This is a genomic window from Nakamurella flava (assembly GCF_005298075.1).
Lineage (GTDB): Bacteria > Actinomycetota > Actinomycetes > Mycobacteriales > Nakamurellaceae > Nakamurella > Nakamurella flava.
Genome location: NZ_SZZH01000001.1, coordinates 836,122 through 859,080 on the forward strand (window position 1 = coordinate 836,122; position 22,959 = coordinate 859,080).

At 71.2% G+C, this 22,959-nt stretch carries 16 protein-coding genes; 10 read left to right on the forward strand and 6 right to left on the reverse strand.

Annotation, left to right across the window (positions count from 1 at the left end; all coding sequences use genetic code 11):
* The first annotated feature begins 23 nt into the window (after positions 1 to 23).
* Both FDO65_RS03785 and FDO65_RS03790 read left to right on the forward strand, forming a co-directional pair.
* Positions 24 to 1,310 carry a M4 family metallopeptidase gene (locus FDO65_RS03785; RefSeq protein WP_205849766.1) on the forward strand — a complete coding sequence of 429 codons (1,287 nt, stop codon included), beginning with the start codon at positions 24 to 26 and terminating at the stop codon, positions 1,308 to 1,310.
* Positions 1,311 to 1,350: 40 nt separating this feature from the next.
* Complete coding sequence (locus FDO65_RS03790) at positions 1,351 to 1,722, forward strand: protealysin inhibitor emfourin (RefSeq protein WP_205849767.1); 372 nt, start codon at positions 1,351 to 1,353, stop codon at positions 1,720 to 1,722.
* Between the two features lie 33 nt (positions 1,723 to 1,755).
* On the opposite strand, the gene FDO65_RS03795 is transcribed toward FDO65_RS03790, so the two are convergent.
* Positions 1,756 to 3,297 (reverse strand): cryptochrome/photolyase family protein, encoded by a 1,542-nt coding sequence (locus FDO65_RS03795; RefSeq protein ID WP_137448103.1) that lies wholly within the window; start codon positions 3,295 to 3,297, stop codon positions 1,756 to 1,758.
* 77 nt (positions 3,298 to 3,374) lie between these two features.
* Here FDO65_RS03795 and FDO65_RS03800 point away from each other — a divergent pair, with 77 nt between their 5' ends.
* Positions 3,375 to 3,713 (forward strand): glutaredoxin domain-containing protein, encoded by a 339-nt coding sequence (locus tag FDO65_RS03800; protein WP_137448104.1) that lies wholly within the window; start codon positions 3,375 to 3,377, stop codon positions 3,711 to 3,713.
* A gap of 8 nt (positions 3,714 to 3,721) precedes the next feature.
* On the opposite strand, the gene FDO65_RS03805 is transcribed toward FDO65_RS03800, so the two are convergent.
* On the reverse strand, positions 3,722 to 4,108 hold the full coding sequence (locus FDO65_RS03805; protein ID WP_137448105.1) for a hypothetical protein: 387 nt from the start codon (positions 4,106 to 4,108) through the stop codon (positions 3,722 to 3,724).
* Between the two features lie 194 nt (positions 4,109 to 4,302).
* Here FDO65_RS03805 and FDO65_RS03810 point away from each other — a divergent pair, with 194 nt between their 5' ends.
* A complete protein-coding gene (locus tag FDO65_RS03810; RefSeq protein ID WP_205849768.1) occupies positions 4,303 to 7,278 on the forward strand; it encodes an alpha-amylase family glycosyl hydrolase in 2,976 nt (991 codons plus the stop codon).
* A gap of 82 nt (positions 7,279 to 7,360) precedes the next feature.
* On the opposite strand, the gene FDO65_RS03815 is transcribed toward FDO65_RS03810, so the two are convergent.
* Positions 7,361 to 8,392 carry a LacI family DNA-binding transcriptional regulator gene (locus tag FDO65_RS03815; protein ID WP_137448106.1) on the reverse strand — a complete coding sequence of 344 codons (1,032 nt, stop codon included), beginning with the start codon at positions 8,390 to 8,392 and terminating at the stop codon, positions 7,361 to 7,363.
* A gap of 254 nt (positions 8,393 to 8,646) precedes the next feature.
* On the opposite strand from FDO65_RS03815, the gene FDO65_RS03820 reads away from it, so the two are divergent.
* From FDO65_RS03820 to FDO65_RS03830, 3 genes are all read left to right on the forward strand, one after another.
* On the forward strand, positions 8,647 to 9,429 hold the full coding sequence (locus FDO65_RS03820) for an SDR family oxidoreductase (RefSeq protein WP_137448107.1): 783 nt from the start codon (positions 8,647 to 8,649) through the stop codon (positions 9,427 to 9,429).
* A 65-nt stretch (positions 9,430 to 9,494) separates the two neighbouring features.
* A complete protein-coding gene (locus FDO65_RS03825; protein WP_137448108.1) occupies positions 9,495 to 10,514 on the forward strand; it encodes a Gfo/Idh/MocA family protein in 1,020 nt (339 codons plus the stop codon).
* A complete protein-coding gene (locus tag FDO65_RS03830; protein ID WP_137448109.1) occupies positions 10,511 to 11,524 on the forward strand; it encodes a Gfo/Idh/MocA family protein in 1,014 nt (337 codons plus the stop codon). Before FDO65_RS03825 ends, FDO65_RS03830 begins: the two co-directional genes overlap by 4 nt.
* Positions 11,525 to 11,575: 51 nt before the next feature.
* Here the strand turns inward: FDO65_RS03830 and treZ are convergent, their stop codons facing one another.
* The 3 genes from treZ to glgX form a co-directional block, all read right to left on the reverse strand.
* Positions 11,576 to 13,342, reverse strand: coding sequence for a malto-oligosyltrehalose trehalohydrolase (treZ, locus tag FDO65_RS03835; RefSeq protein ID WP_137448110.1), 1,767 nt, complete (start codon positions 13,340 to 13,342; stop codon positions 11,576 to 11,578).
* A gap of 26 nt (positions 13,343 to 13,368) precedes the next feature.
* A complete protein-coding gene (gene treY / locus FDO65_RS03840) occupies positions 13,369 to 15,660 on the reverse strand; it encodes a malto-oligosyltrehalose synthase (RefSeq protein ID WP_137448111.1) in 2,292 nt (763 codons plus the stop codon).
* 97 nt (positions 15,661 to 15,757) lie between these two features.
* Positions 15,758 to 18,181 (reverse strand): glycogen debranching protein GlgX, encoded by a 2,424-nt coding sequence (glgX, locus tag FDO65_RS03845; RefSeq protein ID WP_137448112.1) that lies wholly within the window; start codon positions 18,179 to 18,181, stop codon positions 15,758 to 15,760.
* Between the two features lie 306 nt (positions 18,182 to 18,487).
* Here glgX and uvrC point away from each other — a divergent pair, with 306 nt between their 5' ends.
* From uvrC to FDO65_RS03860, 3 genes are all read left to right on the forward strand, one after another.
* Positions 18,488 to 20,830 carry an excinuclease ABC subunit UvrC gene (gene uvrC, locus FDO65_RS03850; RefSeq protein ID WP_137448113.1) on the forward strand — a complete coding sequence of 781 codons (2,343 nt, stop codon included), beginning with the start codon at positions 18,488 to 18,490 and terminating at the stop codon, positions 20,828 to 20,830.
* 159 nt (positions 20,831 to 20,989) lie between these two features.
* Positions 20,990 to 21,847 carry an RNase adapter RapZ gene (gene rapZ, locus FDO65_RS03855; RefSeq protein WP_166442125.1) on the forward strand — a complete coding sequence of 286 codons (858 nt, stop codon included), beginning with the start codon at positions 20,990 to 20,992 and terminating at the stop codon, positions 21,845 to 21,847.
* A gap of 83 nt (positions 21,848 to 21,930) precedes the next feature.
* Positions 21,931 to 22,890 (forward strand): gluconeogenesis factor YvcK family protein, encoded by a 960-nt coding sequence (locus FDO65_RS03860; RefSeq protein WP_137449439.1) that lies wholly within the window; start codon positions 21,931 to 21,933, stop codon positions 22,888 to 22,890.
* Positions 22,891 to 22,959 lie beyond the last annotated feature (69 nt).

The following is a 22,959-nucleotide window of genomic DNA, read 5'->3' on the forward strand; positions in this document are numbered from 1 at the left end:
GGTGACAGCGAGAGGACCGGGCCGTGAACACCTTTCGGCAGCCCCTGCACTGCATCATCCCGCCGTACATCTTCGTCCGCCTGCTGGGCAGCACCGATCCGCAGGTCCGGCTGTCGGCCATGAGCACCCTGCTGACCACCGTGCGGCTGCGGGGGGAGCGGGGCGTCCGCGCCGAGGAACCCACTCTGCCCACCGCTGCCGCCCCCGGAGCCGCGAACGGCGAACGCAGCATCTACGACTGCCGGAACGCCACCAACCTGGCCCGCGCGGTCCTGGTGCGCTCCGAGGGTGACGCCCCGACCGGGGACGTCGTGGTCAACCGGGCCTATGACGGTCTCGGCGACACCCGGCAGTACTACCGGGACGTGCACGCCCGCAACTCGATCGACGGCGCCGGCCTGCCGCTGGACGGGTACGTGCACCGCGGTCGCCGCTACAACAACGCGTTCTGGGACGGCCGGCAGATGGTGTTCGGGGACGGCGACGGCGAGGTGTTCACCGATTTCACCGCGTCGCTGGACGTCATCGCCCACGAGCTGACCCACGGGGTCACCGAGTTCACGGCCGCGCTGGAGTACCGCAACCAGTCGGGGGCGCTCAACGAATCGATCTCGGACGTGTTCGGATCGCTGGTCAAGCAGTGGAAGGCCGGTCAGACCGCCGATCAGGCCGACTGGCTGATCGGGACCGAGGTGTTCACTCCAGGCATCGAGGCCGATGCGCTGCGGTCGATGAAGGCCCCGGGTACCGCCTACGACAACGAGCTGCTGGGCAAGGATCCGCAGCCCGGGCACATGGACGACTACGTGCAGCTGCCGGACACCGAGGAGGGCGACAACGGCGGGGTGCACATCAACTCCGGCATTCCCAACCGCGCCTTCTACCTGGCGGCCAGCGGTATCGGGGGCCGTTCGTGGGAGGCGCCCGGGGCGATCTGGTACGCCGCCCTGCTGGCCAGCGGCGCACAGGACGATTTCGCGACCTTCGCCGCGACCACCGTCGCCCAGGCCGCCACCCTGTACGGCGAGTCATCCAGCGAGCAGGCGGCGGTGCGCGAGGCCTGGGCCGGGGTCGGGATCACCGTCGGCGCGGCCGCCGGTCCCACCTCCACGTCGACCCCTCGCTCCGTCGACGCGGTCGCCGCCCTGACGTCCGCCGGGGTGGCGGCCGCCGTCCCGTCCGGTGAACCTGTGGTCGGCGGCTTGGCACCCGTCGTGGACCCGCGCGACACTGTGCTGGCTGCCCTGACCGCCGAGGTCGCCGCCCTGTCGGCCCGGCTGGACCAGGTGATCGAGCGCCTGTCCCGGTGAGGCCCCGGCCGCTCCGGGCCCGAGGCGGAAGGAGCGTGCCGTGCAGATCGAGGTGTCGTCGTCGGGCGGCCTGACCGCCGGGATGCGGTACGGGCGGACACCCCAGGTCCTGGACACCACCGGTCTCGACGCCGACGATGCCCGGGCGCTCAGCGAACTGGTGCGGGCCGCCCGATCCGCCGAAGCCGGTCCGGGAGGACCGTCGGTGGGCTGCGACGACGAATCGGGCGCCGTGGGTCCGGCCCGGTCGGGCCCGGCGGCGGCACCGCGCCGGATGCCGGACGCGATGAGTTACACGATCACCGTGCGGGACGGTAGCCGGGCCGCCGTGCTGCGGGAGTCGGACGCCGACATGACCGAGGAGTTCGCGGCCCTGCTCGACTGGGTGCAGGGGCGCCTGGCCGACCGCTGAGCGACGCAGCACCCCCTCCCCGGCAGGCGCCGGCTACGGGGCCGCCGACCCGCGCGCATCCTCCTGGGCCACCAGCTCGGCGAGGTCGGAGAGCCGGTCCAGGCCGCGCAACGGCTGCTGCAGGCGCCGGTTCCCGGCGAACTCCTCCCGGTGCCGGTGCAGGAACCACCAGTAGCCGGCAGTGAACGGACACGCGTCGTCACCGACCCGGACCTTGGGGGAGTAGCGGCACCCCCCGCAGTAATCGCTCATCCGGTCGATGTAGGCGCCGCCGCCGGCGTAGGGCTTGGTGACGATGCGCCCGCCGTCGGCGTACTGCGACATACCGATCACGTTCGCGACCATCACCCACGCGTACCCGTCGACGAACACCGTGTGGAACCAATCGGTCACCTCGGCCGGGTCCCAACCGCGTTGCATGGCGTAATTGCCCAGCACCATCAACCGCGGGATGTGGTGCACCCACCCGTGGTCGCGGACCTCGGCGAGAATCGATGACAGGCAACGGGCTTCCACGGCGTCGGCGTCCAGATCGGCGAACCAGTCGGGCAGGCTGCGACGGGCCCGCAGCGCGTTGCGGTCCTTCCAGTCCCGGCCCGAATGCCAGTACAGGTGCCACATCCAGTCCCGCCAGCCGATGAGTTGACGGACGAAACCCTCCACCGCCGCGAGCGGGGCGCCGTCCTGCCGGTGGGCCTGTTCGGCGGCGTGCGCCGCGTCCAGCGGATCGAGCAGCCCCAGGTTGATGGAACTGGACAGCAGGGAGTGCGACATCCAAGGGTCGTCGGCCAGCATGGCGTCCTCCCACCGGCCGAAGGTCGGCAGCCGGTGGTCGATGAACCGGTGCAGCGCCTCGGTCGCCTCGGTGGTGGTCGCCGGGAAGATGCGGGGGCCGTCGCGTCCGACGAAGCGGACGTTGCCGTCGGCCTCCCACCGGTCGAGATCGGCCCGCACCTCCTCGTCGATCTCGTCCTCGGTGGCCCACCATGGATCGGGGACGCCCAGGGTGAACGGCTCGGCGCCGTCTCCCCGTCCGCGCCTGCCGGATCGGCGGGGTGGGGCTTCCCGGTTCTCTTCGTCGAAGTTCCACCGGCCCCCGGTCGGTTGGTCGCCGTCGACGAGGATCTCCAGGCGCCGACGGGCGTCCCGGTAGTAGTCCTCCATCAGCAGGCGCTTGCGACCGGTGCCGTCGGGCCCGCCGACCCAGTCGACGAAATCGGCCATCGACGTGGCGTACCCACGGGCGGGCAGCACGGTCACGTCCGCCCGGCCCACGGCGAAGTCCCGGGCCGGCCAGCTCGTCGGATGGCACACCTCGAAGCGGGGGGAGCGACCCAGCTCACGGGGCGGCGCGTCGAGCACCTGGGCGTAGGTGTCCGCCCGGACATAGCTGCAGCGATCGCCGAGCTCCCGCGCCCGGTGCCGCATGGCCGACAACACCAGGTGGGCCTTCTGGCGATGGAACCGCCGGCGTGCGAACACCTTTCGCGACTCGATCAGCAGGACGGGCTGATCCTCGTCGTCGAGGAAGTGCGGGCCGAGATGGTCACCGAGCAGCCAGCGGACGGTGGTCATCGTCGACCCCGATGATCGGTGGTGGCACGCTGGAGGGGACGATGCACCGGACCGGCCGGCCGACGAGAGGCGTTGCGATGACCACCGAACCCACCGCCGATGCGGCTGCCGAGGCGACGGTCGTCGTCTATCGCCGGGACCATTGCCCGTTCTGCTTCCGGCTCGAGCGCGGTCTGCAGCACGCCGGCGTCCCGTACGAGGCGCGGGACATCTGGGCCGACGACGGCGCGGCCGATTTCGTGCGCTCGGTCAACGATGGCAACGAGACCGTGCCGACGGTCGTCGTCAGCCACCCCGACGGGCAGCAGACCGTGCGCACCAATCCGGGAGTGGCCCAGGTGCTGGCCGACCTGGGGCAGGTGCCGGAGGAGCGCCCCGGTCTGCTGGGTCGGCTGCTCGGCCGGGGCCAGGACTGACCGGCAGATCACCCGGTGCCCCGCCGGGCCAGCACGCCGGCGGCCGCGGACAGCGCCGCCCACCCGGTGGTGACGGCCAGGATCTTGCCTTTCGGGGCTGACGCCGGCAGGGCCCGGGACAGCACGGCCCCGTCGCCGAGGTCGAAGACGACCCGGACGGCGGAGGCCACTGTCCGCTGGGTGGGGGTGCGGGCGAAGGCCAGCGCCAATCCGCTCACCACGTCCCGGACCCCCAGCCCGACGGAGGCCTTGCGCAGCTTCGCGGCGATCTCCGGGTGGGTGCCGCTCATGCGGGTCTGGTCGGCGAGGAGCCGTGGACGGGCGATCTCCAGGACGCCGTAGCCGGCGGTCAACCCGCCCATGATCATCGCGGGCCAGTTCAGGGGTCGAGACATGGCTGCTCGATACCCCGCGACAGTCGAGCGCACACCCGGCAGCGCATCCGGGTGTGCCCGTTCTGTTCGCCGTGTGTCCGGGTTGCCCCTCCTCGGGCGGGATGGCACTGTGACGGCCACCACGTCGCTGTAGCTCACAGTGATTTCCAACCCACCTGCCGTGATACCTGGAGGGTTCTGTGCCACTCAGACCGATGACCCGCCTTCTCCCGGTGGTGCTGGCCGCCGCGCTCGTCACCCAGGCGATGGTCACACCGGCCTCGGCGGCCCCCGCGGACCCCTCCGCGGCGGCCGACGCAACCCAGGAGGGCGCGACCTTCCAGGTCGACGCCGCGCAGATCGAAGCGGCGGAGCAGCAGGCCGCGGCTGCGCCCGCCCAGGCCGGTCGCCCCGGTCCGACCCCCGGACACGGGAACCGGGCCATGGCTTCGCTCCGCACGGCCGAGACCGACGAGAACTTCTATTTCGTGATGGCCGACCGGTTCGCCAACGGCGACCCGACCAACGACCGCGGCGGCATCGACAGCGACGACCCCTCGGTGACCGGCTTCGACCCGACCCGCAAGGGCTATTACAACGGCGGCGACCTGCAGGGCCTGCGCGATCGGCTCGACTACATCGAGGGCCTCGGGACCACGGCGATCTGGCTGACCCCCAGCTTCAAGAACAAGCCCGTCCAGGGCACCGGGAGCAACGAGTCGGCCGGCTACCACGGCTACTGGATCACCGACTTCACCCAGATCGACCCGCATCTGGGTACCAACGACGACCTCGCCGCCCTGATCCAGGACGCGCACGCCCGCGGCATCAAGGTCTACTTCGACATCATCACCAACCACACCGCCGACGTCATCAAGTACCAGAACCCGAACTTCGATCCGAGCAAGCCGGTCAACGACACCAACCGGGAGCTGCTGGACGGCGGGGCCTACGTCTCCAAGGACAGCCGGCCGTACACCGATGCCCAGGGCCGGACGTTCGACGACCGGGACGTCGCCGGCACCGACGCCTTCCCGGAGCTGGACGCGACCACCTCGTTCCCCTACACGCCGGTGAATCCCGCCGGCGAGACCGACGTCAAGGTCCCGGCCTGGCTGAACGACGTGACGCGGTACCACAACCGGGGCGACACCAGCTTCGTCGGCGAGAACTCGCAGTACGGCGACTTCTTCGGTCTGGACGACCTGTTCACCGAAGACCCGGTGGTCGTCAACGGCATGATCGACATCTACGGCACCTGGATCCGTGATTTCGGCGTCGACGGCTTCCGCATCGACACCGTCAAGCACGTCGACGACCAGTTCTGGCAGGCGTTCTCCCCGGCGGCGCTGAAGATCGCGCACGACGCCGGCAAGAAGGACTTCTTCATGTTCGGCGAGGTCTACGACACGACCCGTCCGTTCACCTCGCACTACACGACGGCCGGCCAGCTGCAGGCCGTTCTGGACTTCCCGTTCCAGGACGCCGCCCGCAGTTTCGCCAGCAAGAACGGTTCGGCCGCCGACCTGCAGACGTTCTTCGCCGACGACGACTGGTACACCGACGCGGATTCGAACGCCTACCAACTCCCCACGTTCCTGGGTAACCACGACATGGGGCACATCGGGTACTTCATCCAGTCCGACAACCCGGACGCCGGTGACGCCACCTGGCTGGCGAAGGACCGGTTGGCGCACCAGTTGATGTACCTGGTGCGGGGGAACCCGGTCGTGTACTTCGGCGACGAGCAGGGTTTCACCGGCACCGGCGGCGACCAGCTGGCCCGGCAGACCCTGTTCGCGAGCCGCGTGGCCGAGTACCTCGACGACGACCTCATCGGCACCGACCGCACCCACGCGGTCGACAACTACGAGACCACCCACCCGCTGTACCGCTCGATCGCCGATCTGGCCGCGCTCACCAAGAAGTACCCGGCGCTACGGAACGGCGCGCAGCAGAACCGTTACGCGGCCGAGGGTCCCGGCATCTACGCGTTCTCCCGGATGGATCGCACCGAACAGCGGGAGTTCGTGGTGGCCGTGAACAACAGCACCACGGCCCAGACGGCGACCCTGCCGACCTACGCGACGCGGGCCGGTTTCTCGCTGGTCTACGGCGCGGCGAACGGGGTCCCGGACACGGCGAAGACCGATCGGGCCGGCAAGCTCACCGTGTCGGTGCCGTCGATGTCCACCGTCGTCTACCGAGCGGACGGCACGATCCCGGCAGCCCGGTGGGCGCCGAACGTCAAGTTGATGTCGGCCGCCCCGGCCGCAGACACCAAGGGCCGGATGGAGGTCACCGCCAGGGTCGGCGGCACCGGATTCGCGGAGGTCACCTTCCAGGCCAGGATCGCCGGCGGCCAGTGGCAGACCATCGGCACCGACGACAACGCGCCGTACCGGGTCTTCCACGACGTGAGCGCTCTCGATCCCGGCACGAAGGTGCAGTACCGCGCCGCCGTCCTGGTCTCCGCGAACAACGGCAAGGGGCTGTGCCGATCGACCGGAGTGCTGTCCGCGAAGGTCCCGGCACCGGGCATCACCATCGATTCGCCCACCGAGGGCGGCGCCGTGCACACCGACGGTCCGATCACGATCTCGGCGGTGACCGACCCCGAGAAGGCCAGCAACGTGGTGACCTTCGAACGGTCGGTGGCTGGGGGAGCGTGGACCGCGTTCCACACCGACGACTCCTCGCCCGCCTACGTGGCGACCGACGACCTGGCCGCCGCCGGGTTCACCGACCTGCCCAACGACACCCCCGTGCGCTACCGGGCGACGGTCAGCACCCCCAGCGGCGCCTCGTCCAGTGCCGAGATCGGCCTGACGGTCAAGGACCGGGTGACTACGGCCACGGTGCACTACTACCGCCCCGATCAGCAGTACCTGGACTGGGGTCTGCACCTGTGGGGCGGGGCCGTCGACCCGGCCACCCTGGCCGGCATCACCTGGGACACCAGCCCGCTGCAGCGGACCGGGGTCGATGCCGACGGGTGGGCGACCTACGCCATCCCCCTGGTCGACGACCTGCAGAGAGTGAACTTCATCCTGCACAGGCCCAACGGTGACCAGGTACCGGCGACGCGCGAACCCGGCGGTGACCGCTCCTTCGTCCCGGTGCAGAGCGCCGAAATCTGGCTGGTGGCCGGCGATCCCACCGTCCACATCAGTAAGCCGGCGGTGGGCTGACCCCTCCGGTGTGACGGCCCCGGTTCCCCACCCGACATCGTGGGAAGCCGGGGCCGTCGGCTGCGGCCGACGGGAGCCGGGTTCAGGACCCGACGACCGGCGGAACGTTGAACGGGGTGATCACCTGGACCGGGGTGGGCCCGGTGGGACCGACCACGTCGATCGCGCCGTGGAAGCCCATCACGAGGTGCGCCGCGCGGCGCAGGTCCGCCGCCAGGTCGTGGTGCAGTACGGCGGAGATGCGGTGGCCGGCCAGCAGGGCTCGATTGTCCCGGTCGAGATCGTGTCCGATGAAGACCGAGCAGACGCGGGCGCTGTCGTCGAAGGCGTCCAGGATGGCGCGGTTGCCGCCGCCCGTCGAATAGACGGCGACGATGGCGGGGTCGGCCGCCAGCCGGGCCCTGACCTGTTCCCGCACCGACGCGTCGAGACCGTCGGTGTCGGTCACCTCGATGACCCGGCGGCCCGATCCGGTCCGCAGGGTCGAGCGGAACCCCATCTCCCGTTCCTCCTCGCCCCGGAACTCGCTGCGGCTGATGGCGATGAGCACGGCGCCGTCCGCTGCCCCGAGCCACCGGTCCACCAGGTAGGCGGCGGTCGCGCCGGCGGCGCGGTTGTCGCTGCCGACGTACCCGATGCGCCGGCTGTGCGGCAGATCGGTCACGAACGTCACCACGGGGATGCCGGCCTCGGTCAACCGCTCGACCTCGGCGACCACCTCGCCGTGGTCCGGCGCCTTGAGGATGACGCCGGACGAACCGCGGTGCCGGATGTCGCGCAGCACCCGGGCGATGTCAGCCGGCCGTCCGGACTCGCGGAAGTCGAACCGGGCGCGGACCACGGCCGGCAGCATCGTCGGCAGGACCGCCTCGGCCGCGCTCTTGACGGCTGACGAGAACCGGTCCGGGGTCTGCATGACCAGGTCCACCAGGAACGTGCGGCCCCGCAGGCGCAGTTGGGCCCGCTGCCGATCGAGATCGGTGATGGCCTGCCGGACCTTGGCGTCGGTACTGGCCCGGACCCCGGGCCGCTGGTTGAGCACCCGGTCGACGGTCGCCTCGCTCACCCCGGCCTGCCGCGCGATCTCCCGGATCGGATAGGGGTGCGTGGTCATCCCGTCATTGTGGACCCGTCATTCTCACCGCATTTCCCGTCAGCAGCCCCGCACCCCGGGGCTGCCCGGCACCCGGCGGCTAGGGTTCGGACCGCGTTTCCCGTCAGCAGCCCCGCACCCCGGGCTGCCCGGCACCCGGCGGCTAGGGTTCGGACCGCGTTTCCCGTCAGCCGAACCGCACCCCGGGCTGCCCGGCACCCGGCGGCTAGGGTTCGGACCGCAGGACCCGGCGACCGATCAACGGAGGATCGAACGTGCAGGAACTCTTGACCGACCGGGTGGTGCTCGTCAGCGGCGGCACCCAGGGGCTCGGTCTGGCGATCGCCCGGGCCGCGGGCCGGGAGGGCGCCGCCGTTGTGGTCACCGGACGCGACGCGAGTCGGGGGGCGGCCGCGGCCGACGGATTGCGGGCCGAGGGGATCGACGCGTCCTTCGTCGTTGCCGATGTCTCCGACGTCGCTTCCGCCCAGGCGTCGGTGGCCGCCACCGTCGCCCGGCACGGCCGCATCGACGCCCTGGTCAACTCGGCCGGGCTGACCAGCCGCGGGTCGCTGCTGGACACCACCCCGGAACTGTTCGACCAGCACATGGCGATCAACCTGCGGGGGCCGTTCTTCCTCATGCAGGCCGCGGTCGCCGACATGCGCCGACGTCAGGCTCCGGGGGCGATCGTCAACATCGTGACCATCGACTCCCACGGCGGCCAGGCGGTTCTCGCGCCGTACGTCGCCAGCAAGGCCGGGTTGGCCGGCCTCACCAGGAACGCCGCCCACGCCCACCGGTGGGATCGCATCCGCATCAACGGGGTCAACATCGGTTGGACCGCCACCGACCAGGAGACCGTCACCCAGCGGGAGGCCAACGGAGCCGGGGCCGACTGGGCGGAGCGGGCCGGTGCGACCCTGCCGATGGGCAAGGTCGGTCAGGTCGACGAGATCGCCGACTTCGTGGCGTTCCTGCTGTCCGACCGCAGCGGCGTGGTCACCGGCTCGGTCATCGACTGGGACCAGAACGTCATCGGCGCCCTCGGACCCTGATCCCGGCGGGTCACCCCGGTACCGCACCACCCCCCTCTGTCGTCCGTCGAAAGGACACCCCCGTCATGCGTCTCGGTCTGATCGGCCTCGGCCGGATCGGCGCCTTCCACGCCCGCACCCTCGCCGCACTACCGGCCGTCGACTCGCTGGTCGTCACCGACGCGGTGCCCGCGGCCATCGCCGCCACGGTCGAGGCGGTCGGCGCCGAGGCCGCGGACAGCCCCGAGGCGCTGCTGGCGGCCGGGGTCGACGGCGTCGTCATCGCCGCGGCCACCCCGGCCCACACCGCCCTCATCCGGGCGGGTCTGGACGCCGGGATCCCCGTCTTCTGCGAGAAGCCGCTGTCGGCCGACCCGGCCGAGGCGGTGCAGGTCGCCCACCTGGTCCGGGAGTCGGGTCTCGCGGTGCAGATCGGTTACCCCCGCCGTTTCGATCCGGCGTTCGCCGCGGCCCGCCGGGCCGTGGAGTGCGGCGAGCTCGGCTGGGTGCACACCGTGCGGTCGACCACGCTGGACCCGGCTCCCGCGCCGCGGGAGTACCTGGAGGTCTCCGGCGGCATCTTCCGGGACTGCTCGGTCCACGACTTCGACACCGTCCGCTGGTTGACCGGTCGGGAGCCGGTGGAGGTCTACGCGGTCGGCACCGCCCACGGCGCCGACTTCTTCGCCGAGATCGACGACGTCGCCACCGCGACGACGCTCGTCACGTTCGACGACGGGGCGACCGGCATCATCACCAACACCCGCTACCACGGCCGGGGGTACGACGTTCGCGCCGAGATCCACGGCGTGGCGGACAGTGTCGCCGCCGGCTGGTCGGACACCACGCCACTGCGGAACGTCGATCCCGACGTGTCCTGGCCCGCCGGGCCGGCCGCCTCGTTCTTCATGGACCGACTGGCTTCGGCGTTCCAGGCCGAGCTCGGCGTGTTCACCGAGGTGGTCGCGGGCCGTCGCCCGTCGCCGTGCACGGTCGACGACGCGCTCGCCGTGACCTGGATGGCCGAGGCCGCGACGCTGTCCCGGCGTGAGCACCGCCCGGTGCGCATCGACGAGGTGCGCCTGGACGCACCGGGTGCGAAATGACCGCGGGCGGTGAGCCGCTGCGCATCGGCGTCCTGGGGGCCGCGCGGATCTCGGCACTCTCGATCGTCGAACCGGCCCGGCTGACCGGCGCGCGGCTGGTGGCCGTGGCGGCCCGGGATCGGGGCCGGGCCGAGGCGTTCGCCGCCGAACACGGTGTCGAGCGGGTCCTGGACGGATACGCCGACGTGCTGGCCGATCCCGAGGTCGAGGTCGTCTACAACCCGCTGGCCAATTCGCTGCACGCGCCGTGGAACATCCGCGCCCTGCGGGCCGGCAAACACGTGCTGAGTGAGAAGCCGTCGGCCGGGACCGCTGACCAGGCCCGTGCCGTCCGGGATGTCGTCCGGCAGACCGGACGAACGTTCATGGAGGGCTTCCACTACCGCTACCACCCGGTGATCACCCGACTGCACGAGCTGCTGACCACCGGTGAGTTCGGCGAGTTGCGGCGGGTCGAGACGGTCATGGAGATGCCGGCGCCCGACGACTCGGACCTGCGCTGGCAGTTCGATCTGGCCGGTGGCGCACTGATGGACCTCGGCTGCTACAGCCTGCACACCCATCGGGAGCTGGCCCGGTTCGCCGGCGGGCCGCCGCAGGTCGTCACCGCCCGGGCGGGGGAGCGCGCCGGTCACCCCGGTGTCGACGAGTGGATGACCGCCGAGCTGACGTTCCCGTCGGGTGCGACCGGGACGGCGTCCTGTCACATGGCGGCCGACGCGTTCGTCATGCGGCACCGGGTGGTCGGTACCCGGGGTGAGGCGACGATCCCCGACTTCATCCATCCCCATGAGGACGACCGGCTGATGATCGACACCGAGAACGGTTCGCGCACCGAGCATCTCGGGACGCGCTCGTCGTACACCTACCAGCTCGACGCCTTCACCGCGGCCGTACGGGGCGGCGCCGCATTCGCCACCGACGCCGACGACGCCGTGGCGACCATGGAACTCATCGACGAGTGCTACCGACTGGCCGGTCTTCCGTTGCGTCCGACCCCGGGACGGTAGATCCGCCCGGTTCGCGGTGGCACCTGACGGCGCCACCGCGAACCGGCCCGTTCAGTCCGCCGGGCCCAGCACCACCGCGGCGCGAGGCGGCAGACGGAGGGTGGTGCCCGAGGCCACGACACGGTCCGCGACGGCCGGATCGGTGGCGAAGAGCACCGCGCCGGCCGGCGCACCCAGGGGCACCTCGCGCTCGGAGTCGGACAGGTTGGCCGCGATCCGCACCCCGGACCGGTCGATGACCAGCCAGCGCTCGTCGTCGTCGCACTCCACCGAGGTCAGCGGGAACCGCGGGTCGGTCAGCTCCGGCCGGGCCCGGCGCACCGCGATCAGCCGCTGGTAGACGTCGAGCATCTCGGCGTGCCGGCCCTGCGACCGCTCGTCCCACTGCAGCTTGGCCGAGGCGAACGTGTCCGGGTCCTGGGGATCGGGGACCTGGGAACGGTCCCAGCCCATCCGCTCGAACTCCTTGAACCGGCCCTCGCGGGTGGCCTCACCGAGCTCCGGCTCCGGGTGCGAGGTGAAGAACGGCCACGGTGTCGACGCGGCCCATTCCTCGCCCTGGAACAGCATCGGGGTGAACGGACCGGTGAGCACCAGGGTGGCGGCCAGCACCGCGTGGTCGAACGAGGCCTGGTGCGCCAGACGATCGCCGGCGGCCCGGTTGCCGATCTGATCGTGGTTCTGCGAGTACCCCACGAACCGCCAGGTCGGGACGGTCAGCACGTCGACGGGACGGCCGTGGTCCCGGCCGCGGAAGCTGGAATGGGTGCCGTCGTGGAAGAACCCGCGGGTGAGCACCTTCGCGATCGCCGACACCGGCCCGAAATCGGCGTAGTAGCCGGTGGTCTCCCCGGTCAGGGCGACGTGCAGCACGTGGTGGAAGTCGTCGTTCCACTGCGCGGTCAGGCCGTAGCCGCCGGTCTCCCGCGGCATGATCATCTTCGGGTCGTTCAGGTCGGACTCCGCGATGAGCGACAGCGGCCGCCGCACGTGCGGGGCCAGCGCGTCGACCCGAATCGCGATCTCCTCCAGCAGGTGCACCGCGTTGGTGTCCTGCAGGGCGTGCACGGCATCCAGCCGCAGACCGTCGACGTGGTAGTCGCGCAGCCACATCTCGACGTTGTCCAGGATGTAGTGGCGCACCTCGTCCGACTGCGGACCGTCGAGGTTCACCCCGGCGCCCCAGGTGTTGGCTCGGCCGTCGTCGTGGAGGTAGGGCCCGTACTGGGTGAGGTAGTTCCCGCTCGCGCCCAGGTGGTTGTAGACCACGTCCTGGATGACGCCGATGCCGCGCTGGTGGCAGGCGTCGACGAACCGCTGGTAACCGGCCGGCCCCCCGTAGGTCTCGTGCACCGCGTACCAGAGCACGCCGTCGTAACCCCAGTTGTGCACCCCGTTGAAGTCGTTGACCGGCAGGATCTCCACCATGTCGACCCCGATCGACGTCAGGTGGTCGAGCCGACCGATGGCCGCGTCGAACGTCCCCTCGGGGGTGAAGGTGCCGATGTGCATCTCGTACAGGACGCTGCCGGCCAGCCGTCGCCCGGCCCACAATCCGTCCTGCCACCGGTGGGCGGTGAGATCGAAGGTGCGGGAGAGGCCGTGTACCCCCTCGGGCTGCCGACGCGACCGCGGATCGGGTCGGGGTTCGCTCCCGTCGATCCGATACCCGTAGTCGATCCCGTCGTCGCCGCTCGCGACGTCGAGATCGACCGACCACCAACCCTTCTCGTCGGCGGCCATGGGATGGTCCCCGCCGAGGGCGTGCAGCTGCACGGTGTCGGCCAGCGGTGCCCACACCCGGAAAGTCTCAGACATCGAAGATCCCTTCGTCCTTGTGGCGGTCAGGCCCGGTGGAGCAGGGCGACGGGGTAGCGCTGCAGAACGGCACCGACCGGCAGGCCGGACTCCGCGGTGAACCGTGCTCCGGTCAGGGCGTCGAGCCATTCGCCGTCGGCAACGGCCACGGTGGTGTCGCCCCAGCCGCCGCGTTCGGCCAGGCCCACCGGCAGCCGGGTGGCCAGGGTGACGGCGCCGCCCCGGTCGGCGGCCACCAGATGCCCCGCGGCCTCACCGGTCACCGTCACCGGGGCATAGGAACCGAACAGCTCGGGTCGGTCCCGGCGCAGTCGCAGGGCCCGGCTCGTGACCAGCAGCTTCGCCGCGCCGGACTCGTCGATCTCGGGGACCCAGCCGGAATCCAGGCGACCCAGCAGCTCCCGACGACGGTCGTAGTCGACCTCGCGACGGTTGTCCGGGTCGACCAGCGAGAAGTCCCACAGTTCCGTGCCCTGGTAGACGTCCGGCACCCCCGGGCCGGTCACCTGCAGCAGCTTGAGCGCCAGCGAGTTCGACCAGCCGGCGACCCGGATGCGGTCCACCATCGCGGCGACGAGCGCGGCCACCGCCTCGTCGTCGTACACGGCGTCGACCAGGGCGTGCATCCGCTCCTCGAACTCCGGGTCTCCGTCGATCCAGCGGGTCGACACCCCGGCCTCCCGGGAGGCCTTCTCGGCGTAGGCGTGCAGGCGGTCACGCTCGATCGGCCAGGCGCCGACGGTGGCCTGCCACAGCAGGTTGGCCAGCGACCCGTCGGCCAGCGGGGCCAGCGAGCCGACCTCCCGGACGAAACCGCCCCATTCGTCGGCGATCTCGGACAGGACGCTGATCCGCGCCCGGGTGTCCTCGGAGCGCTTGGTGTCGTGGGTCGACAGCGCGGTCATGCTCCGGGGCAGGGTCCGGGCGCGCTCGGCCTGGCGACGGTGGAATTCGGCCGGGTCCAGCGCGAAGTCCGCCGGCTCCGCGCCGACCTCGGTGAGCGAGGTCAGTCGCGTCCACCGGTAGAACGCGCAGTCCTCCACGCCCTTGGCCATCACCATCCCGGACGTCTGCTGGAAGCGGACCGAGACCTCGGTGTCCGTCTCGCGCAGCCGATCGGCGACCTCCCGGATCGTGACGGCGATCTCCGGCCGGTTGGTGACCGCCACCTCGACCGCCTCGTCCAGGTATTCGGCCCCGACCGGCAGATAGGTGCGGTAGACGCTCATCGAACTGAGCAGCTCGGCCACCGCGTCGTCGGCCCCGTCGATGTCCGGCAGCAGCCGGGCCAGGCGGAGCACCTCCGATCGGAGGATGCCGTCGGCCACCGCCCGCTTGGTGTACCGGGTCATCTCCGCCCAGTCGACCCGCAGACCACCGCGCAGCTGGGTGTCCAGCAGGTCCAGGCCGTCCTCCCCGGCCGGGTCGACCAGCACCCGATCCAGCACGGCGAGTGCGTCGTACCCGGTCGTGCCGGCGCACTGCCATGCGTCGGGCAGGCGCTCGTCACCCTCGAGGATCTTCTCGACGAGCACGTACCGACCGCCGGACAGCTTCGCCAAGTCGTCCAGGTACTTGCCCGGGTCGGCCAGACCGTCCGGGTGGTCGATCCGCAGACCGTCGACCCACCCGGCGTCGATCCAGTGCTTGATCTCCGCGTGGGACTCCGCGAACACCTCCGGGTCCTCCACCCGCACGGCCGACAGGGTGCTGATCGCGAAGAACCGGCGGTAGTTCAGCTCGGTGTCGGCCCGCCGGTAATTGACCAGGCGGTAGTGCTGCCGGTCGTGGACCTGCCGGGCGGTCCCCGACCCGGTGCCCTCGGCGATCGGGAACCGATGGTCGTAGTACCGCAGCTCCGCGCCGTCGTCGGAGACGGCCAGCTCCGCCAGTTCTTCGGGACCGTCGCCCAGGATGGGGATGACCAGCTTGCCGTGGCCGGCCGCCCAGTCCACGTCGAACGCGGTGGCATACCGGGACTGTGGGCCGTGGCTCAGCAGGTCCCACCACCAGGTGGACAGGCGGGGCGTCGCCGTCCCGACGTGGTTGGGGACGATGTCGACGAGAACGCCCAGGCCGGCGTCGTGCGCGGCCCGCGCGGTGGCCTCCAGACCGTCGCGGCCACCGCGGGGTTCGTCGGTGACCGCGTGGTCGGTGACGTCGTAGCCGTGGGTCGATCCGGGCTCGGACTGCAGCAGCGGCGAGAGGTAGACCCAGTCGGCGCCGAGGTCCTGCAGGTAGGGGACCAGCGCCGCGGCCCGGTCCAGGGGCCAGTCGGCGGTGATCTGCAGCCGATAGGTCGAGCGGGGCGTTCTCACGGAATCTCTCCAGGGGTGCGGGGGTGGCGCGAGCCCGGCGCCCGGCCGGTGACGCACGGTCGGGCACGGGACTGGATGCCCCGTGCCCGACCGCTCACTACTTGTCCTTCTTCGACTTGCCCTTGCCGGACGACTTCGCGCTGCGCGAGTTCCCGCTGCCGCCCGACTTCGAACCCTGCGATTCCGAGGAACCGGTCTCGGCCGGGACCTCCTGGCTGGACACGGGTTCCGGCTCGGCGGTCTCGGCCTCGGGGGCCTGCGCCTCGTCGGCCTCGTCGACGCTCTGAGTGTCGGACGCCGGCGCGCCGGCTCCGGTGGGTTCGCTGCCGCCTTCCGGACGCATCGGCACGGGGACCGGCGCGATGGTGGGCACCGCCGCCGCCGGCTGGCCGGCCGGGATGGGCTCCTGCGCGTCGGCCAAGGCCTGCAGCACGACCATGCCCTTGTCCGCGACGGACACGGTGTGACCGGCCGGAATGGCTTCGAGGTGCTCGGGGACACCGGCGGTGTCGATCACCAGCCGCCAGCCGGCCGCGTACTCGACCGGGGGCAGTGTCCACTCCAGCGTCTCGTCGTGGGCGTTGAACAGCAGCAGGAACGAGTCGTCGACGACGCGCTGACCGCGGGAGTCCATGCCGCGGATTCCGTTGCCGTTGAGGTACATGCCGATCGAGCGGCCGAACCCGGAGTTCCAGTCCTCGGGCTTCATCGCGTCACCGGACGGCGTCATCCAGACGATGTCCGGCACCTCCGAACCCTCCTCCCGGCTGACCGGCCGACCGTCGAAGAAGCGGCGGCGGCGGAAGGTCGGGTGCTGGCGCCGCAACCGGGCCACCGAGGCGGTGAACTCGATGAGCGGCTCGTCCGCGTCCAGCCAGTGGATCCACGACAGCTCGGAATCCTGGCAGTAGGTGTTGTTGTTGCCCAGCTGCGTGCGGCCCAGCTCGTCGCCGTGCGCGAGCATCGGGACACCCTGCGACAGCAGGAGTGTCGCGATCATGTTCCGCTGCTGACGGGCCCGCAGCGCGAGCACGTTCTCGTCGTCGGTCGGGCCCTCGACACCACAGTTCCACGAACGGTTGTGGGACTCACCGTCGTTGTTGTTCTCGCCGTTGGCCTCGTTGTGCTTCTCGTTGTAGGAGACCAGGTCGCGCAGGGTGAAGCCGTCGTGGGCGATGACGAAGTTGATCGAGGCCACCGGCCGCCGGCCGGACGACTCGTACAGGTCCGCCGAACCCGTGAGGCGGGAGGCGAACTCGCCGAGGGTGGCCGGCTCGCCGCGCCAGAAGTCCCGGACCGTGTCGCGGTACTTGCCGTTCCACTCGGTCCACTGGGGTGGGAAGTTGCCCACCTGATAGCCACCGGGACCGATGTCCCACGGCTCGGCGATGAGCTTGACCTGCGAGACGATCGGGTCCTGCTGGACGAGTTCGAAGAACGTGGACAGCCGGTCGACGTCGTAGAACTCGCGGGCCAGGGTGGCGGCCAGGTCGAAACGGAAGCCGTCGACGTGCATCTCGGTCACCCAGTAGCGCAGCGAGTCCATGATCAGCTGCAGCGAGTGCGGGTGCCGGACGTTGAAAGAGTTCCCGGTCCCGGTGTAGTCCATGTAGTAGCGCTTGTCGTCGTCGACCAGGCGGTAGTAGGCGGCGTTGTCGATGCCGCGGAAGCCGATCGTCGGGCCCATGTGATTGCCCTCGGCGGTGTGGTTGTAGACCACGTCGAGGATGACCTCGATGCCGGCCGCGTGCAGGGCCTTCACCATGGCCTTGAATTCCTGCACCTGCTGGCCGCGGTCGCCGAACGCCGAGTACGCGCCCTCGGGGGCGAAGAAGCCGATGGTGTTGTAACCCCAGTAGTTCCGCAGACCCTGGTCGAGCAGGGTGCTGTCCTGCACGAACTGGTGCACCGGCATCAGCTCGATGGCGGTGACGCCGAGGCGGGTCAGGTGGTCGATGACCGCGGGGTGCGCGACGCCGGCGTAGGTGCCGCGCTGGCTCTCCGGGATCTCGGGGTGCATCTCGGTCAGACCCTTGACGTGGGTCTCGTAGATGATGCTGTCGGCGTAGGGGATGCCGAGCGAGCGATCGCCCGTCCAGTCGAAGAACGGGTTGATGACGACCGCGTGCATCATGTACGGCCCGGAGTCGTCGTCGTTGCGGGAATCGGGCTCGCCCATGTTGTAGCCGAAAAGTGACGGATCCCAGTCGATCTCACCGGAGACGGCCTTGGCGTACGGATCCAGCAGCAGCTTGTTGGGGTTGCAGCGGGCCCCGCTGCCGCCCGGGTCGTTCGGGCCGTGGACGCGGTAGCCGTACCGCTGTCCCGGTTGGATCGTCGGGAGATAGCAGTGCCAGACGAACGCGTCACGCTCGGGCATCACCACCCGCGTCTCGTTGCCGGAGTCGTCGATGAGACACAGTTCGACCTTTTCGGCGACCTCGCTGAACAGGGCGAAGTTCGTGCCGGTGCCGTCGAACGTGGCCCCCAGCGGATAAGCCTTTCCGGGCCAGATCTCCATAGTCACTCCCTGTGCTGCCGTGCCATCCCGCTGCGGGCGGCTCCCGGACAGATACCCCAGAGGCTGGGGGACCATGCGGCGGGGAGTGCGTCCGGACCGGGCGCCGGTCCGACCGGCGGCCCAACCCTATCGGCCGTCGTCGGCCCCGCTCGTGACCGAGGCGAGTGCCAAGTCTCTCGCTTGGTGAGGCTGATAGTCGGGTAGAAGGGAACGATCCGGGCGCGGCCGACGGGGCGGTTCGGGTGCGTCCGGTCGGACCGGATGCGCTCGGACGGACTGTCGGTCCGCGCAACTACCCTCGATCGCATGCCCGATCCCGCCACCTACCGCCCGGCCCCGGGGACCATCCCGGACTCGCCCGGGGTGTACCGCTTCCGGGATCCCGCCGGCACCGTCATCTACGTCGGCAAGGCCAAGAGCCTGCGGTCGCGGCTGAACTCCTACTTCTCCGACCTGTCGGCGCTGCACCCGCGGACCCGGCGCATGGTCACCACCGCCGGGTCGGTCCAGTGGACGGTCGTCACCACCGAGGTCGAGGCCCTCCAGCTGGAATACAACTGGATCAAGGAGTTCGACCCTCGCTTCAACGTGCGCTACCGGGACGACAAGTCCTACCCCGAGCTCGCGGTCACGGTGGGCGAGGAGTACCCACGCCTGCAGGTCATGCGCGGGCCGCACCGCAAGGGCGTGCGGTACTTCGGGCCGTACGCCCACGCCTGGGCGATTCGGGAGACCCTCGACCTGCTGCTGCGCGTGTTCCCGGCCCGTACCTGCTCGGCCGGGGTCTTCAAGCGCTCGGGACAGATCGGCCGACCCTGCCTCCTGGGGTACATCGGCAAGTGCTCGGCTCCCTGCGTGGGCCGGGTCAGCGCCGACGAGCACCGCGACATCGTCGACTCGTTCTGTGACTTCATGGCCGGACGGGCCGATCCGCTGATCCGGCGCCTCGAGGGCCAGATGCAGGCCGCCGCCGAGGAACTGGACTTCGAGCGGGCCGCGCGGTTGCGCGACGACCTCGGCGCGGTGCGTCGCGCGGTCGAGAAGCAGGCCGTCGTCTTCGGCGACGGGACGGACGCCGACGTCATCGGCATCGCCGCCGACGATCTCCTCGCCTCGGTGCAGGTGTTCCACGTCCGGGGCGGACGGGTCCGCGGTCAGCGGGGCTGGATCGTCGACGCGACCGCCGACCTGCGTGGTGTCGGCACCCAGGGTTCACCGGTGGCCGCCAAAGATCTCGACACCGACGAGACTGCGGTGGCAGCAAGAGATCTCGCACTCGGCGCGCTGGTCGAGGATTTCCTGCTCCAGTTCTACGGGGGGCGGGCGGCCGACGACGGAGCCACCGCGATCCCCCGGGAGATCCTCGTCCCGGCGCTCCCGGCCGAGCCTGTGCCCACGGTGTCGGCCGACCCGGTCGACCGACCCCGCAACGAGCCGGAGGGCGACTCCGACGATCCGGCGGGCGACGGCGAAGAACCCACCGACGTGACCGCCTGGCTGTCGTCCCTGCGCGGCGGACGGGTTCGGCTCCGGGTGCCGCGACGGGGCGACAAGAAGGCTCTGGCCGACACCGTGACCCGTAACGCCGCCGAGGCGCTCGCGCTGCACCGGCTGAAGCGGGCCAGCGACCTGACGGCCCGGTCGGCCGCGCTCAGCGAACTCGCCGACACGCTGGAGATGGACCAGGCGCCACTGCGCATCGAGTGCATCGACATCTCGCACGTCCAGGGCACCGATGTGGCCGCTTCGCTGGTCGTCTTCGAGGACGGTCTGCCCAAGCGCAGCGACTACCGCCGGTTCGCGATCCGCGATCGGCCCGGCGACGACGTCGCGTCCATCGCCGAAGTGGTCCGCCGCCGGTTCAGCCGGGGGCTGCGCATCGAGGCAGCCAGCACCGGGGACGCGACCGAGGTCGACGGGGCAGCGATGCAGACGTCGGAGCAGACCGACGCGGACCGCCCGCCCGGCATCAACCCCGAGACCGGGCGGCCCCGCCGGTTCGCCTACCCGCCCCAACTCCTGGTGGTGGACGGGGGCGCGCCCCAGGTGAACGCGGCGGCGACCGTTCTGGCCGACCTGGGCATCACCGACGTCACGGTCTGCGGGCTGGCCAAACGGCTGGAGGAGGTCTGGGTGCCGGACCGCGACGACCCGGTCATCTTCGCGCGGACCAGTGAGGCGCTCTACCTCCTGCAGCGGCTGCGCGACGAGGCGCACCGCTTCGCGATCACCTACCACCGGGCCAAGCGGTCCAAGTCGATGACGGTGTCGGCGCTCGACCAGGTCCCGGGTCTCGGAGAGGTGCGGCGCAAGGCCCTGATCCGGCACTTCGGGTCGGTCGCCGCCCTGCGCCGGGCCGACGTGGAGGAGGTGATGGCCGTGCCGGGGATCGGCCGCCGGACCGCCCAGACGATCATCGACGCGCTTGCCGGATCCACCACGGCCCCGGCGGCGTCGGGTCCGCCGGGCCGAGAACCCGCTTCGCCGTCCGGTGTGTCGTCGTCCGGGGCCCAGGCAGGTCTTCCGCGGCCGGATCCGACGGACGCCGACCGCCCGTCCGACCCACCGAGTGACGGGAGTGAAGCGGGTGACAGCATGGATTCCGCGGAAATCGTCACGGTGGCGGCCCGGATAGGAGAGGATTCCTGACGGCACGGCGGGGGGCCGCGGGCCGATGACGGGCGGGGGTCGCATGGGAAAGTCGGCGGTGGAGCGAACAGGGGTGATCCGGTGACCGAGGAACAGCACGGGCAACCGTCATCGGACGCGCGGACGTCGCCTTCGGCGACGCCGACGGCCACCGGGGCCATCGAGGTCGCCATCGTGTCCGGGTTGTCCGGAGCCGGCCGGTCCACGGCGGCCAAGGTGCTCGAGGACATGGGCTGGTTCGTGGTGGACAACCTGCCCCCGGAGCTGATCTCGCGGATGGTCGACCTGGGGTCCCGCACCAGCGGTGACGTCACCCGCATCGCGATCGTGCTGGACGTCCGCACCCGGGCGTTCACCGAGGACCTCGCGTCCGTCATCAAGGATCTCGACACCCGCGGCTACCGGCCCCGCGTGCTCTACCTGGAAGCCGACGACGCCATCCTGATCCGGCGCTTCGAGTCGAACCGCCGCTCCCACCCGCTGCAGGGCGGCGGCCGGTTGGCCGACGGCATCACCCGCGAACGCATGCTGCTGGAGCCGCTGCGGCAGGAGGCCGACGTGGTCGTCGACACCTCCAAGATCAGCGTCCACCAGCTCCGCAACCAGATCGAACGGGCCTTCGGTCAGGATGCGCCGGACCGGCACGCCTCCCTCACCGTTGTGTCCTTCGGCTTCAAGTACGGGCTGCCGCTGGACGCCGACATGGTCGTCGACATGCGGTTCCTGCCCAACCCGCACTGGATCCCCGAGCTTCGCGAGCACACCGGACGCGACCAGGACGTCAGCGACTACGTGCTGTCCCAGGACGGCATCTCCGAGTTCCTCGACCGCTATGTCGAGCTGCTCGGCCTGGTCAACGGCGGCTACCGCCGGGAGGGCAAGCGCTACCTCACGCTCGCGGTCGGCTGCACCGGCGGCAAGCACCGCAGTGTCGCCGTCGCCGAGGAGTTCGCCCGGCGGCTGGCCGACGAGTCGCTCGCCGTCACGGTGGTGCACCGGGACCTGGGGCGGGAGTGACGGCCACCGTGACCCGTCCCGCCGGCCCCGCGCTCGTCTCCGGAACCGCACCGTCCGGTGGCGACGGCGACGTCGACGGCCCGCTGCGGGTGGTCACCCTGGGCGGGGGCCACGGCCTGCACGCCATGCTCACCGCCCTGCAGCGGCTGCTGCCCGACCGGCGGCTCGACATCACGGCCGTGGTGACCGTGGCCGACGACGGCGGGTCCTCCGGGCGCCTGCGTCGCGAGGTCGACGGCATCCTGCCCCCCGGTGACCTGCGGATGGCGCTGTCCGCGCTGAGCGCCCCCGACGACCGGGGGCGACTGTGGTCACGGACCTTCCAGCACCGGTTCACCGGTCAGGGCGCTCTCGCCGGCCACCCGGTCGGCAACGTCGTCCTCATCGGCCTGACGGAGGTGCTCGACGACCCGGTCGCCGCGCTCGACGCCGCCGGAGCGCTGCTCGGAGCGCGGGGCCGGGTGCTGCCGATGGCCTGTCAGCCGCTCGACATCGTCGCCGAGGTGGTGGGCGTCGACGACGACCCGGCGGCCGTCCGGACCATCCGCGGCCAGGTCGCGGTGGCCACCACGGTGGGTCAGGTGCAGTCGGTCTCCCTGGATCCGGCGGACGCGACGGCCTGCCCGCAGGCGCTGGAGGCCATCGCCGCGGCGGACGTCATCACCTTCGGGCCGGGCTCCTGGTTCACCAGCGTGCTGCCCCACGTGCTGCTGCCCGACATGCGGGCCGCCCTGGCCGCCAGTCCCGCCCACCGGCTGGTGGTGCTCAACCTCGCGGCCCAGATGGGGGAGACCGAAGGGTTCTCCCCCGAGCAGCACCTCGAGGTGCTCGCGGCGCACGCCCCCGACGTGCAGGTGGACTCCGTCCTCGCCGACCGGTCCGCGGTCGCCCTTCCCGGGCGGTTGCGGACGGCGGCCGAGCGCATGGGCAGCCGGCTGGACCTGCGGGACATCGCCGTCCCGGGAACCGCCCGCCACGACCCCGACCGGCTCGCCGCCGCGCTGGCCGACGTGTTCGCCCGGCTGCCCGGGCCCGCCCGGTGAGCGGGCCACCGGCCCGGCGACCGTCCGCCGGCCGCGATCCCCACCCCTTCCCCGTTCCGTTCGGCGCCG

Coding starts and splice junctions, on each gene's coding strand:
- FDO65_RS03795 (WP_137448103.1), bottom strand. CDS start 3,297: ATGACCACCGTCCGCTGGCTGCTCGGTGACCATCTCGGCCCGCACTTC.
- FDO65_RS03800 (WP_137448104.1), top strand. CDS start 3,375: ATGACCACCGAACCCACCGCCGATGCGGCTGCCGAGGCGACGGTCGTC.
- FDO65_RS03805 (WP_137448105.1), bottom strand. CDS start 4,108: ATGTCTCGACCCCTGAACTGGCCCGCGATGATCATGGGCGGGTTGACC.
- FDO65_RS03810 (WP_205849768.1), top strand. CDS start 4,303: ATGACCCGCCTTCTCCCGGTGGTGCTGGCCGCCGCGCTCGTCACCCAG.
- FDO65_RS03815 (WP_137448106.1), bottom strand. CDS start 8,392: ATGACCACGCACCCCTATCCGATCCGGGAGATCGCGCGGCAGGCCGGG.
- FDO65_RS03825 (WP_137448108.1), top strand. CDS start 9,495: ATGCGTCTCGGTCTGATCGGCCTCGGCCGGATCGGCGCCTTCCACGCC.
- FDO65_RS03830 (WP_137448109.1), top strand. CDS start 10,511: ATGACCGCGGGCGGTGAGCCGCTGCGCATCGGCGTCCTGGGGGCCGCG.
- treZ (WP_137448110.1), bottom strand. CDS start 13,342: ATGTCTGAGACTTTCCGGGTGTGGGCACCGCTGGCCGACACCGTGCAG.
- glgX (WP_137448112.1), bottom strand. CDS start 18,181: ATGGAGATCTGGCCCGGAAAGGCTTATCCGCTGGGGGCCACGTTCGAC.
- uvrC (WP_137448113.1), top strand. CDS start 18,488: ATGCCCGATCCCGCCACCTACCGCCCGGCCCCGGGGACCATCCCGGAC.